The organism is Nocardia crassostreae (assembly GCF_001613405.1).
GTDB lineage: Bacteria > Actinomycetota > Actinomycetes > Mycobacteriales > Mycobacteriaceae > Nocardia > Nocardia crassostreae.
The window spans coordinates 1-13307 of sequence record NZ_BDCH01000039.1; the positions used below are offsets into that span (position 1 = coordinate 1).

The 13307-nt window shown below is 61.4% G+C and carries 8 protein-coding genes and 1 pseudogene; 7 read left to right on the forward strand and 2 right to left on the reverse strand.

The genetic code is table 11. The annotated features are described in order from the left end of the window. Positions 1 to 147 precede the first annotated feature (147 nt). From NC4_RS34065 to NC4_RS34080, 5 genes and pseudogenes are all read left to right on the forward strand, one after another. Entirely contained in the window at positions 148 to 1602 is a 1455-nt protein-coding gene (locus NC4_RS34065) for a DUF3375 domain-containing protein (protein WP_067547123.1), read from the forward strand. Continuing rightward, positions 1599 to 2186 (forward strand): DUF4194 domain-containing protein, encoded by a 588-nt coding sequence (locus NC4_RS34070; protein ID WP_067547126.1) that lies wholly within the window; start codon positions 1599 to 1601, stop codon positions 2184 to 2186. The genes NC4_RS34065 and NC4_RS34070 overlap by 4 nt, the downstream gene beginning before the upstream one ends. Before the next feature lie 74 nt (positions 2187 to 2260). Beyond that, positions 2261 to 2809 (forward strand): annotated as a pseudogene (locus tag NC4_RS43565) (ATP-binding protein); the annotation flags it as partial. A 21-nt stretch (positions 2810 to 2830) separates the two neighbouring features. Beyond that, complete coding sequence (locus NC4_RS34075; protein WP_245722129.1) at positions 2831 to 5557, forward strand: ATP-binding protein; 2727 nt, start codon at positions 2831 to 2833, stop codon at positions 5555 to 5557. Continuing rightward, positions 5554 to 6723 carry a Wadjet anti-phage system protein JetD domain-containing protein gene (locus tag NC4_RS34080; protein WP_067547129.1) on the forward strand — a complete coding sequence of 390 codons (1170 nt, stop codon included), beginning with the start codon at positions 5554 to 5556 and terminating at the stop codon, positions 6721 to 6723. Before NC4_RS34075 ends, NC4_RS34080 begins: the two co-directional genes overlap by 4 nt. Positions 6724 to 6746: 23 nt before the next feature. On the opposite strand, the gene NC4_RS34085 is transcribed toward NC4_RS34080, so the two are convergent. Both NC4_RS34085 and NC4_RS34090 read right to left on the reverse strand, forming a co-directional pair. Then, on the reverse strand, positions 6747 to 8081 hold the full coding sequence (locus NC4_RS34085; protein WP_067547131.1) for a 7-cyano-7-deazaguanine synthase: 1335 nt from the start codon (positions 8079 to 8081) through the stop codon (positions 6747 to 6749). Next, positions 8078 to 8713: a hypothetical protein gene (locus NC4_RS34090; protein WP_067547133.1), complete on the reverse strand. Its 636-nt coding sequence runs from the start codon at positions 8711 to 8713 to the stop codon at positions 8078 to 8080. Before NC4_RS34090 ends, NC4_RS34085 begins: the two co-directional genes overlap by 4 nt. Before the next feature lie 513 nt (positions 8714 to 9226). On the opposite strand from NC4_RS34090, the gene NC4_RS34095 reads away from it, so the two are divergent. Together NC4_RS34095 and NC4_RS34100 are read left to right on the forward strand one after the other, a co-directional pair. Continuing rightward, positions 9227 to 11032 carry a DNA/RNA helicase domain-containing protein gene (locus tag NC4_RS34095; protein ID WP_245722117.1) on the forward strand — a complete coding sequence of 602 codons (1806 nt, stop codon included), beginning with the start codon at positions 9227 to 9229 and terminating at the stop codon, positions 11030 to 11032. A gap of 127 nt (positions 11033 to 11159) precedes the next feature. Continuing rightward, positions 11160 to 13049: a DUF2075 domain-containing protein gene (locus NC4_RS34100; RefSeq protein ID WP_067547140.1), complete on the forward strand. Its 1890-nt coding sequence runs from the start codon at positions 11160 to 11162 to the stop codon at positions 13047 to 13049. Positions 13050 to 13307 lie beyond the last annotated feature (258 nt).

Consider the following 13307-nt stretch of genomic DNA (forward strand, 5'->3'; position numbering starts at 1 on the left):
ACAGCGTGGCCATGTACCGCTGGGATGCCGAAGCATCCACCCCTGTAGGTGTCGTTGTCACGATCCATGCGTCGTGATGCGGTGTGTCCTTGTCGGCCACCTTCTCTACCATCGGAGGATCCCCATCGATCCGGTGAAGGCGCGGCTATGCAGTTCGAACACCGGGAGTCCCTTCGAAGGCACCATGCTGCCTGGCGGCTGCTGCGGGCAGACAATGCCCCGCTGGTGCTCTCCTTCTTGGGGACCGTATTTGTCGACGAGAACGTGCGTACCATCCCCGCAGGCGATTTGGAGAGCCGACTCGACGACGAGTTGTATGCGCTGAACCAGCGGTTGGGGGACGGCACGTTCCCCAAATCGCCGGCGGCGTACCTGAACGATTGGTCTGCCCCGGAGTCCGGTTGGCTCCGCAAGTACTACCCACCGGATTCGGACGAGGTGCATTTTGATGCGACGCCAGCGGTGGAGAAGGCGCTGGCCTGGGTGAAGGCGCTCGAGGAGAGGGCGTTCGTCGGCACAGAATCCCGGTTGAACACGGTGTTCGAGCTGTTGCGGCAGATGGCATTCGGCGCTGAGACCGATCCGCAGGTGCGGCTGGTCGAGCTGCGTCGCCGCCGTGATGCACTCGATGCGGAGATCCTGGCAGTGACTGCCGACCGGTTCTCGTTGCTCGATCCGGTGGCCCTGCGCGACCGGTATCAACAGTTCACCTCGACAGCCCGGGAGCTGCTCGCGGACTTCCGCGAGGTGGAGGCGAACTTCCGGCAGCTCGATCGTGAGCTTCGTGCGCGCATAGCTACCTGGGCGGGATCGAAGGGCGAGCTGCTGGACGAGATGCTCGGCAGCCGGGATTCGATCGCTGAGTCGGATCAGGGCCGCAGCTTCCGTGCCTTCTACGACTTCTTGCTGTCGTATGAAAGGCAGTCGGAATTCACCGAGCTGCTGGAGAGGGTGCAGGAGCTGGAGGCTATCGGTGATCCGGATCCACGGATGCGGCGTATCCATCACGACTGGCTGGATGCTGGCAGCCGCACCCAATCCATGGTCCGCCTGTTGTCGGAACAACTGCGTCGGTTTCTCGGTGACCAGGTGTGGCTCGAGAACCGGCGCGTCATGGATATTCTGCGCAGTATCGAGGCAAGTACAGTGCGGGTCAGAAGTATTGGTGAGCCGGACGTGTCCGTCGAACTCGATGCGACCGCACCGGAGGTGGTCCTGCCGTTGGAGCGTCCACTGTATCGCGTCGTGGAGCGAGCACCATTGGTGACGACGGACATCGTGGAAGCCGCGGAGGAAGTGGATGCGGATCTGCTATTCCAGCAAGTCTTTGTGGACCCCGAACGACTGGCCGAGGGAGTGCGGGCCGTCCTGCGCAGGCGCGCGCAGATCGGCTTGGCCACACTGCTGGCGGACCGGCCGCTGGAACAGGGGCTGGCGGAGCTGGTGACCTACCTGTCGCTGAACGATCCGGAGTTCGAGGTGGTGTTCGACGAGGAGCAGCGGGACCACGTGTGCTGGTGCGATTCGGACGGTGTGTCACGCGCGGCGGATGTGCCGCGAATTACCTTTGTACGCAAGGATTTCGAGAGGGGTGCCAGGTGACCTCGACGGAACCGGACTTGTCCCTGCCGGTGACCCAGCTGATGAAGGGGCCGCTCTACCGCGACACCCACGAGAAACAGTGGAAGCAACTGCTTGCCATGCGTGCACAGGTCCGCGACTACGTGAACGTGATCGGATTGACGGTGGTCATCGACGAATCGGAAGGCTACGCGTTCCTGCGCTCGCGGCCCGACTTGGGTGAGCCTGACGGCCCGGCTATTCCCCGGTTGATTCCCCGCCGCGCACTCTCGTTCCACGTGAGCCTGCTGCTGGCGTTGCTACGCAAGCTACTGGCCGAGCATGATGCACGGGACGGCGCAGCCAAGGTTGTCCTGACCCGAGATCAAATAGTGGAGATGCTGCGATTGTTCCAACCCTCGAGCAGCAACGAATCCCGGTTGGTCGATCAGGTCGACACCTACGTCACCAAGGTGGTCGAACTCGGATTCCTGCGTCGGCTCGCTGACCAGAACCTGTTCGAGGTCCGCCGCATTCTGAAGGCCTTCGTGGACGCGCAATGGCTCGCCGACTTCGATCGGCGGTTGGCTGAGTACGCGGCGACTTTGGCGGGAGATGATGACTGATGACAGATACTTCGGACCATCTCGTCCTCGAACCGGGTTTCCGGTTACACCGGCTCTAGGCATACAACTGGGGCACGTTCGACCGACGGGTGTGGTCGTTCGACCCCCGCGGTCGCAACGGTCTGCTGACCGGCGACATCGGTTCTGGGAAGTCGACCATGGTGGACGCGCTAACTACGCTGCTCTTGCCCGCGAATCGCATCTCTTACAACAAGGCTGCCGGTGCGGAGACACGCGAACGCGATCTGCGTTCTTACGTACTGGGTCACTACAAATCTGAACGCAACGAAGTCGAGGACACAAGCAGGCCCGTGGCACTTCGCGACCGGGGCAGTTTCTCGGTGCTGCTCGCGGTTTTCGCGAATCGTGGCTTTGACTCGAAAGTTACGCTGGCGCAATTCTTCTGGTTCAAGGATCAGAAGTCAGCCGGTCAGCCAGACCGCTTCTACGTCGCCGCCGATACCGTGCTGAGCATCGCTGCCGAATTTACCGACTTCGACGGCGATATCGGCGTGCTCAGACGCCGACTGCGAAAGTTGGGTGCCCAGATCTACGACGGATTCCCGTCGTATGGCAAGGATTTCCGCCGTCGACTGGGCATCGAGTCGGAGCAGGCAATGTAGCTGTTCCATCAGACGGTGTCGATGAAATCGGTCGGCAATCTGAACGACTTCGTCCGTCATCACATGCTTGAACCATTCGACGCCGAGACCGCGATCAAGGGTTTGGTCACCCATTTCGAGGATCTGACCGAGGCCCACGATGCGGTGATCCAGGCTCGCGATCAACTGGCGCTGCTGGATCCGCTGCTCGCCGACTGCGACGAATACCGAAGAATCACAGTCGAAATCGAAGACCTGTCTCGGCGCCGCGTCGCGCTGCGCTACTTCTTCGCGGACCGGAAGCACCGGTTGCTGACCGATCTGATCGAGCAGTACAGCGACGAACTGACCGAGCAGCGTGCCAAGCGAAAGCTAGCGCAGGAACAGGTGACAGGTCTGCGTGCCGAACAGCGACGCCTGGAACTTGAACGGGCCGGGCACGGCGGTAACCGGCTCGGTGAGATCGCGCGCGAGATCAGCCAATGCAATGAGCAGCGTCGCACCCGTCAGCGGCGATTCCTGCGATTCGCCGAGTTGCTCACCGAGGTCGGGTTGCGCCCGGTCGAGGACGCACTCGAATTTGGGACGCGTATCCGTGAGGTCGCCGAGCGGGCCGACGAGACAGAGGAGCGGAGATCCGAGGAGCAGAACACGCTCAACGAGATTGCCTTCCAGCTCCGTGACGCCAACAACGAAGCCATCGAGATCAATTCCGAACTGGTGAGCTTGCAGGATCGTCCGAGCAATATTCCGGCTCGCCAGCTCGAACTGCGGCGTCGGCTGTGTGCCGCCACCACGCTGGAAGAGGCCGACCTGCCGTATGCCGGCGAACTGATCCAGGTGCGCACAGAGGAGGCCGCATGGGAGGGCGCGGCCGAACGCGTCTTGCACGGCTTCGGCCTGTCCCTGCTCGTGGCCGCCGAACACTATGCGGCCGTGTCGGACTGGATCGACGGCAACCACCTCGGTGGCCGGGTGGTGTACTTCCGCGTGCCGGCCACGGCGGTATCGGATCGGCCGATCGAGGCCGTGGATCGCTCGTTGTACACCAAACTAGAGATCAAGGATTCACCGTTCGCCGAATGGATCGATCGGGAGTTGCGTCATCGTGCCGACTACGAGTGCGTCGACTCCATGAACGAATTCCGCCGGTCCAGAACGGCTGTTACCAGGAATGGCCAGGTCAAAGGCGGGCGTGGACGGCACGAGAAGGACGATCGGTATCGCATCGACGATCGCCGCCGTTATGTGCTGGGCTGGAGCAACGAGAGCAAGATCGAAGCCCTGATCGGAGAAGCCCAACGGCTCACCGGTCTGTTGGAGAGGTTGAACGGCGAGAAGAGCGCAGCGAAAAAGAAGTTGACAGCACTGGAACGCACCGCGACGATGCTGGCCAAGCTGGTCGAGTTCAGCGACTACGACGAACTGAACTGGCAGGCGATGGTAGGGCGCATCGCCGATCTCGAAGCCGAGAAGGCGCGGATCGAACAATCATCGGGCGCTCTCCAGGAAATCGTGAAGAAGCTCGATGAGGTGGCCGGAAAGCTGGATGTCGCCGACGCAAAAGTGGAACGGTATGGCGGCAAGATCGCGGTCATAGAGCAAAGGATCGAAGACTCCCGAGCGGCTGCTGTGGCGGTAGAAGCGATCTCGAGGGAACCGGGCTATGAGCCCGCTCACGAGCTGTTCGGCGCTCTCAGGGAACTATGCGCGAGCTATCCGGTCGACACTGTCGCGGATTGCGACGAGGCCCTCAACAGGCTTACCGCCGATCTGCTACAACGCGCGGAAGGGTTTGCCAAGGACCAGCGCAACGCCGGAAACCGCGCAATGTCGAAGATGACCGGGTTCCGCACCAAATACCCCCTGGAGACGGCGGAACTCGACGACAGCCTCGAATCCGCTGACGGCTATCGCGAACTGCACCTCAGGCTGACCGACGATGACCTGCCCCGCTTCGAGGCGAGATTCAAGGAGTACCTGAACACCAATACGATTCGTGATATCGCAGGCTTCCACGCGCAGCTCGAGAAGCAAGTGACGCTGATACGTGAGCGCATCGATATCATCAACCGATCACTCGTCGACATCGACTACAACCCCGGCCGCTATGTGGGCCTGGAGCTTTCACCCACTCCCAACATCGATATCCGGAATTTCAAGACCCAGCTTCGCGAATGTACCAGTGATGCCCTGCACGACGTCGGTGACCAGTACTCTGAGCAGAAGTTTCTCCAGGTCAAGAACCTCATCGAGCGATTCCGCGGCCGCGAGGGCCAGACCGAAACCGACCGGATCTGGACCAAACGCGTCACCGATGTGCGCAACTGGTTCGGGTTCGCGGCCTCCGAGCGCTGGCGCGAAGACAACACCGAACACGAGAACTACACCGACTCCGACGGCAAATCCGGCGGGCAGAAGGAGAAACTCGCTTACACCATCCTGGCCGCGTCACTGGCGTACCAGTTCAAACTCGATTGGGGTGTAGCGGAATCGAAGACCTTCCGGTTCGCGGTGATCGACGAGGCGTTCGGTCGCGGTTCGGACGAGTCAACTCGCTTCGCGTTGGGACTCTTTGGCCGGCTCGGTCTGCAGTTGCTCATCGTCACACCGCTGCAGAAGATTCATGTGATCGAACCTTTCGTCGCGTCGGTGGGGTTCGTGGACAACAAGACCGGCGGCAACTCGCGAATCCAGACCCTCACCATCGAGGAGTATCGGGAGCGCCGGTCTCGGATGCTGCGCGGCGGCGATGGGCACCGCGAGTGACGACCTGGTCGACCCGCGCCGATGTGCTGGCGAGATTACGACGTCGATGGGATTCCGGAGAACTGCTGGCAGCCTACGTCAATCAGCATCCGCTATTGCCTCTCGACGTTTCGCTGCGCATTCCGGCATCTCGTGAGATGGCATCGAATTTCGCCGCGGTGCAGCAGTGGGCCAAGACGTGGCGAGAACAGGACGGTGACCTGCTGCGCCTGGACTACCGGCCCGTCGGCGGTCGTCTCGTCGGTGTCAACGAGCTGCCGTACCGGGTCTGGATCGAGGAATGGGACCACCTCTGGTCGTTGTTGCGGATAGGACCTGCGGTCCGCCGTTTCACAGATCTGTTGGAGCTGACCCGTTCCACCGCACCCGGTCTCACAGACTGGATGCTCGAGCGCCCACATGACGTGCTCTCGCTGGCCGACCAGTGGCAGCAACTGGTCGCCACTGTGCTGTGGATTGACTCGCGAGCCGCACCCCACCACTATCTGCGCCAGATCGATGTGCCCGGGGTAGGCACGAAATTCATAGAACGACACCAGCGCACCCTGGCCCGCTTGCTCGATCGTCAGCTGTCACCCGACCGCATCGACACCGCCTACCCGATGGCGGATTTCGCCGGCCGCTACAAGTTCCGCCGCAAGCCCCAGTATGTGCGTTACCGATGGCTCGAACCGGACCGCCGCACCGCCGGTTTCACGGAATTGAGCGTTCGCGTGGACGAACTCGCTGTTGCGGCACCGGACGCGGAGACCGTCGTCATCATCGAGAACGAGACAACCTACCTCGCCTTGCCGTCGATTCCGAAGGCTATCGCGATCTTCGGGGGCGGCTATGCCCTGACCCGGTTGGATGTCCTGGCCTGGCCCGTCGAACGCCGAGTCCACTATTGGGGCGACATCGACACGCACGGGTTCGCGATCCTGGCCCGACTGCGCGAGAGGTTTCCGCACGTGCGGTCTCTGCTAATGGACCGCGCGACGCTCCTGGCACATGAGAGCCAGTGGGTCCGTGAGCCGTCACCGATTACCGCTCCGCTCGAACTCCTCACCGCGGAGGAGACCGACCTCTACCGGGACCTCGTCGAAGATGCTCTCGGTGACGCGGTGCGGTTGGAACAGGAACGGATCCGCTTCGGTGCGGTCGAGGCGGCGTTGCGGACAATCTGAGAGGCTGCGCGGGACCGGGTCGATTACGAAGGAAACCGAGTGTCGAGAAAATCCTGGTCGGGGAGCAGTTGAGTGAGCATCGCCTTCAGTTCATCGCGCCCACGTAGCAGTACTGGCATCAGGGCTCGGGGCGATGTGTGAGATGGGAGCGGTGCGTCAGCGATGAGATCATCGACAGTGAAGTCCCTCGAAAGCCAATGAACCAGATCCCGCAGATCCGCGGCTTTCGTATTGGCCGGATCGCTGCAGTCGATACCGGCCAGATCCAGGATGTACCCTGAATCGTCGTCGCCTTGTCCGGCGAGCGCCGAATGCAAGCCAGATCGTCGGATCAGACATGGAAAGCAGTGGCCGCAGTGATAGGCGGTGCCATGCGCGCGAGCACTGGTCGGATGGCCGCAGCTGACAGTCTTGTGGAGACTGGTCCAGCTCAATCCCGACTGGCGGCCGAGTCTGCATACATCGCCCTTGGTGTGCTCGAGGAAGGGATTCTCGACGGCAACGTCACCGCCAATGTCTCGAATGACCTGATTGATCATCTCGACGACCCAGGGGTGGACCGACCGTGTCGAGCATGCGGAAAGGCGCCCGAGTGTCAGCGCGGGATTGATCGCGAGTTGCCCGTTCTCGGGCACTGTAACGGTCCGCACGCGATTGATCGCTGCTACACAAACCGCAGTTGCGATGAATAGAAAGCTGCGGGAACGGTTTGTGCTGTCCAGCCGCTTGCCTTTCGGGCTCAGGCGCGCAGTGCGCAAGCGCACTGTCCCATGGGAGGGATTCGCCCGTGCGAGGTCGTCGATGTCTCGAAAGATCTCTTCCTGATGCGTTTTCAACGACTGTTCGTACGCGACAAACAGGGCATGATCGTGCTCACCGAGCCGGCTAGCGCGCTGCGCTGCGAAGGCGGTGGAGTCCAAGCCGCCGGAGAACAGCGCGACTTCCGTTGCCTCGGGCAGGCCGAAGAGTGTCTGTGCGACACTGGCTCCGCTGTGCGTCTCCAATACCCATCTGTCGCCGGTCAGTAGTTGCAGCACACTCGCCAGGTCCGCGCACGATTGCTGCTTCCAGAGGTTCGGTTGATTGACTTCGATAGACAGTCGGATGGTGCGCGTCCATTTGTCAGCTGCGGTCGCGCGGCGTGACTGCCTGTCTGCGAGATAGACCGCCTTCGCAACGCGCCACAGATCCTGTGCCCAGACCGGTCCACACTCCTCGATCCCCATCAGATCATTCGCACGCTCAGGGCGCTCGTTGAAGTCGTTGTCGGACAGTCTGTTCCAGTCCGTGTCGAACGATGGACTGCCATTGATCGTGAAGTGATACTTGAACTCCGATAAGTGCATTTGGGTACTCACTTTTCGTCCGGCAGGCCAAGCACACGCCTGACGGTCTCGGCAACGAGGTCTCGCGCGAGATTCGCGAGGGAACCTTCTCCCTCACGGCGCCGCCTCTCTTCGCATGGGTCAGGGATGAGTTCCACAACCATTCCACCTACCCATTCCAGGATCTTCGAATCGATAGTCCGCAGTTCAGGCACCCAGAGGTCGATCTTCGCCGTGATAATCGATCTGATGAACTCGCCGACGAGCTGGGTGAAAAACAACCTGTAGATCTCGCAGAACAACTCGGAATCGAGTCGCAAATCGACCGTGGAGTCGGCGCGCGTGATGACCGAGCGAATCTCGGGATTTTCGAGAATGTTTCGAGCGCAGCGGACTGCGGTTCGTCGCACAACGCTGTTCGAGGGGATCCCTCCGGCCTCTGCAATCCGATCGGCAAACCACTGTACGAACGCCTCAGCCCGCACATCGGGAGAGTTGCCTCGTAGTGGATGGAATGCATCTGGGCCCGACGTGTGCAGGGCGTCGAGCACATCCACCAAGTTCTCACCTGCCGTGATCATCGTTTCCTGCGGGTGGTAGGCGTCCGGATCAGCCGCGAGTGTCTGGTGTAGCGCGGATATGCACTGTTCCGTCGCACGTGACATCTCGGCGGCAACGACAGTATCGATCTATTCGGCCGACCTGGAAATTCCGCCATCGTGGACCGACCGAGAGTTCCGGGCGACGAACCGTTGCAGTCCTAGCAATCGGCGATTAGGCCTTGCCCAGACGCCGCCTTTGGGCCCCGGCCACCGTGTCGAGGTTCCCACCGCGCCTCCTGTGCTCAGCCACCCGGTAGTTTTCTACGCTACGACACCAGCGTTGCGATGAGGCGAAATGCATTGGGAAAGGCGGGGTTTCGGACATCTTTGGCACGCGTCGTCCGTTTGGGGCACGGTTTGGGCTCGATGGCTCGTCGGGAGCTGTCCGGAAGGCTTGCGGCCCCGCTGCCGGCCAGGGCTGCGCTACTGTGACCTTCGCGGCCCGCCAGGCACCGAGGTGAGCATCTCGTAGCTGCCCCACCCGCACGTCCATTTCGCGTGCACAGGTTGGGGATAGTAGTGGCTCTGATACGGCATAGTGCGCGTTACCTATTCGATGAAGCCTCCAATGGGCGGTTGGCTGAGAGGCTGCGCGAGGAGGCCACCGCGCACCTGGGGCTGACCGTCGGGCACGGGGAAATGAACTCCTGGCGGAATAGTCTGCCTATCTTCCTAGGCGATCTGGTGTCGGCGGGTTTCGGTGATGTCGAGGTCATGCTCGAGCATCAGCTGCCACACAGCCCGAAACGCGTGGATGTCATCCTGTGCGGCGTACATCCGGGCACGCGGGAGCTGGTCTTCATCTTGGTCGAGCTGAAGCAATGGTCGACAGTCGAATACGCGACCGAGACGCTGGTGAAGATCAGTCATTACGAAGATCCGGTGTTGCATCCAGTGGAGCAGGTGAGGGCGTATTGCGAGTATCTGGTGGACTTCACGCCTGAGTTGAGTGGACGGTCGAACGCCGTGTATGGGATCGCCTACTTGCACAACGCACGATCAGACGCTGTGGAGCAAAAGCTGAGGTCCTACCCGCCAAGCGAATTCGGCCGGCTGTTCACGGATTACAGCAGGGAATCGATGATCGAATACCTCCGATCTCTGCTGGACCAGAGCGGCGGGCGTGATCGAGCACAGTGGGCCGCGGACGAGTTCGAACGCTTCGAGCACGCGCCGTCGAAGCCGCTGCTCGACCAGGCCGCGCGGGAGCTCGACGAGCGAGGGCAGTTCAAGTTGCTCGATGAACAGCGGACAGCATACGAACTGGTTCTCCGGAAAGTCGCGCGCGCTAGGGCGGCGGAGAAGCGGACGGGTGTCATTGTGCTCGGAGGTCCGGGGTTGAGAAAGAGTGTGATCGCGCTCAGCCTGCTGGGGCGATTGGCCGGCGACGGAGTACGAGTGAACCACGCAACGGGCTCGGCAGCGTTCACATATACGCTGCGCAGAGTGGTAGGTGAGCGCAATGCTAGAGCTGCCTCACTGTTCAAGTTCTTCAATGAGTTCTCGAGGTCGCAACCCGATTCACTAGGTGTCCTGATTTGCGATGAGGCACATCGGATACGAAAGTCGGGCAGGGATGGCCATGCTCAGATGAGGCAGTTGATCGATGTTGCCTGGGTTCCGGTCTTTCTCCTTGATGAGCAGCAGATTGTGCGGCCGACGGAGACGGGTTCCCTGAAGGTGATCAAGAATGCTCTGGAAGCTGCAAGATACGAGATGCATCTAGTGTCGCTGGGCGGTCAGTTCCGCTGCGGTGGCTCCGATGCCTTCGAAGCTTGGGTCTTTCGACTGCTGGGCACCGGTACGGAATCTGCTGTTCGTTGGAGCCAACTGCTGGATGGTGGCCATGATGACTTCGTGGTTGAATCAGCGGATTCCCCAGCGTCATTGGACTCCTGGCTCCGCGTTCATCAGGAGCTCCGCGGAGGTACAGCGCGAATGGCTGCTGGATTCTGCTGGCAGTGGAGTGATCCCGTGGCCGCCGCGGACGGAATGGCGCTCGTGGATGATGTACGGATCGACGGCTGGACCCGTCCTTGGAATGCCCGACCGGGGCGGCGGGTAACCAACGCGCCCGAATCGCATTACTGGGCCTCGGACCCTCGCGGGTTCGATCAGGTTGGCTGTATCTATACCGCCCAGGGTTTCGAGTACGACTGGGCCGGAGTGATTTTCGGTCCGGATTTCGTGCGCCGTGGTGATGAGTGGGTGGCGCGGCCTGCTGAATCGTACGATAATGCCGTTCGCGGGGGCACTGCAGAGGAGGCCCACGCGTTGATCCGCAACACATACAAGGTCTTGCTCACCCGCGGCATGAAGGGAACCTGTGTCTACTCGACCGATCCTGAAACCCAAGCCTTCCTGCGGGAGATGACTCGGTAGTGTCGCTGCGTGGTAGCTCCCGCTGCTTCGCGTAGCCTTGTCTGGAGGCCCGTCGGGCACCGGAGCAACTGCTTCGTCGCTGCCCCCACCCGTACGTCGATTTCGCATGCGTCCGTGGGGATGACGAGTGGCTCTTGTGCGGCAGAGTGCCGATTACCTTCTAACCGAGGCGACTGCCGACCGGCTGTCGGCTCAGCTCAGCGAGCAGGCACTGTTCCAGTGGGAGCAGCGGGTCGGGATGTCCGAGGTGCGGTCGTGGATGCACAGTTTGCCGGTACTGCTGGCCGACCTCGTTGATGCGGGGCTGGGCGAGATCGAGGTGCTGCTCGAGCACAAGCTGCCGCACAGCCCGAAACGGGTTGATGTGGTGCTATGCGGTGTTCATCCCCGAACCGGCGCGTCGAGCTTCGTCTTGGTCGAACTGAAGCAATGGTCGAAGGTCGAAAGTGTTGCGCAGGAGCTCGTTTCGATCGCGATGTACTCGTCGCCGGTGTTGCATCCGGTCGAACAGGTGCGGTCGTATTGCGAATACCTTGTCGATTCCACGCCCTCGTTGGCGGAACGACCCGGCACAGTCAACGGCATCGCCTACCTGCACAATGCACGATCCGCGGATGTCGCCTCACTGAAGCAATACAAGCCGAGTGAGTTCGGTCGCTTGTTCACAATGGACGACAGGGCGGAGCTGGTCTCGTATCTGCGCGCTCGGCTCGACGTCGAAGGCGGCCGAGATCGCGCCCGCAGTGCCGCCGACGAGTTCCTCGGGTTCGAGCACGCGCCTTCGAAGCCACTGCTCAACCTGGCAGCGAAAGAAATTCAAGAGCGCGAGCAGTTCGTTCTGCTCGACGAACAGCGGGTGGCCTACGAGCTGGTCGTGCAGGCGGTGGAACGAGCACGGGCGGCGCGCACGCAAACCGCGGTGGTGGTGCTCGGCGGTCCCGGGTCGGGCAAGAGCGTCATCGCCCTGAGCCTGCTGGGCGAGCTGGCGCGCCAGGGCCGGCGCGTCCACCATGCCACCGGTTCGAGCGCGTTCACCAATACGATGCGCAAGGTTGCGTGCACCCGCAATTCACGTGTCAAGACAATGTTCAAGTTCTTCAACAGTTATATGAGCTCGCAGCCGCGTGAACTGGATGTCCTGATCTGCGATGAGTCGCATCGCATCCGCGAAACCAGCGCGAATCGCTACACCAAGGCCGAGCTGCGGGCGAAGAACCGCCGACAGATCGACGAGCTCATCGACGTAGCCTGGGTTCCGGTGTTTCTCCTGGATGAGAACCAGATCGTGCGGCCAGGGGAGATGGGTTCGCTGGCGGAGATCAGCGCCGCCGCGGAGGCAGCCGACTGCAAGGTCGATATCGTGCATCTCGACGGACAGTTCCGCTGCGGCGGTTCGGATTCCTTCGATCTGTGGGTGCAGAGACTGCTCGGACTGGTCAAACCACCGCCGATCGGCTGGAGTCGGCTCACCGACGGCCTCGACGACGACTTTCGTGTGACGACCGCTGCCTCGCCCGAGGCGTTGGAGGGATGGCTCCGATACCAGCAAGCCCACCACGGTGGGACCGCAAGGATGGCGGCTGGCTACTGCTGGCCGTGGAGCGATCCCGTGCAGACCGACCATGGCAAGCGACTTGTCGACGATGTACAGATCACAGACTGGTCGCGGCCGTGGAATGCCAAGCCGGACAAGCGAGTTCCGGATGCCCCGGAATCTCACTACTGGGCCTCCGATGAGCGGGGCTTCGGACAGGTCGGTTGCATATACACGGCGCAGGAGTTCGAATACGACTGGGCCGGAGTGATTTTCGGTGATGACTTCGTGTGGCGCGGCGACAGCTGGGTGGCTCGGCGCGAGTATTCCCGAGACCCCGCGGTGCGTAAGGCTGCGGAGCCGCACTTCGGGGCGTTGATCCGGAACACCTACAAGGTGCTGCTCACTCGCGGCATGAGTGGAGTGTGTGTCTACTCGACGGATGCCGAGACCCAGGAATACCTGGAGACGATGACCCGCTAGCGCTCTCCGAGCCACTAGCATCCGCTTCCAGAGTTGCTGTGGCACAGAACAACTCGATGCCGAGAGCAATGTAACTCATCTGAAATATCCTCTGGTCTAATGAGTTCCGACTCGGATATGGTTCTGTCTATTTGTTCGAGTGACGGGGTGGTTATGTGCCGGGATAGCAAGCGTTAGAGGCATTTTGGCCTGCGAAGGCGGTAGTCGGACACTGGGATGAGCTGATCCACGAACTCGGTCGGAGGTATCAGGATGCTC

Coding starts and splice junctions, on each gene's coding strand:
- NC4_RS34065 (WP_067547123.1), top strand. CDS start 148: ATGCAGTTCGAACACCGGGAGTCCCTTCGAAGGCACCATGCTGCCTGG.
- NC4_RS34075 (WP_245722129.1), top strand. CDS start 2,831: ATGAAATCGGTCGGCAATCTGAACGACTTCGTCCGTCATCACATGCTT.
- NC4_RS34090 (WP_067547133.1), bottom strand. CDS start 8,713: ATGTCACGTGCGACGGAACAGTGCATATCCGCGCTACACCAGACACTC.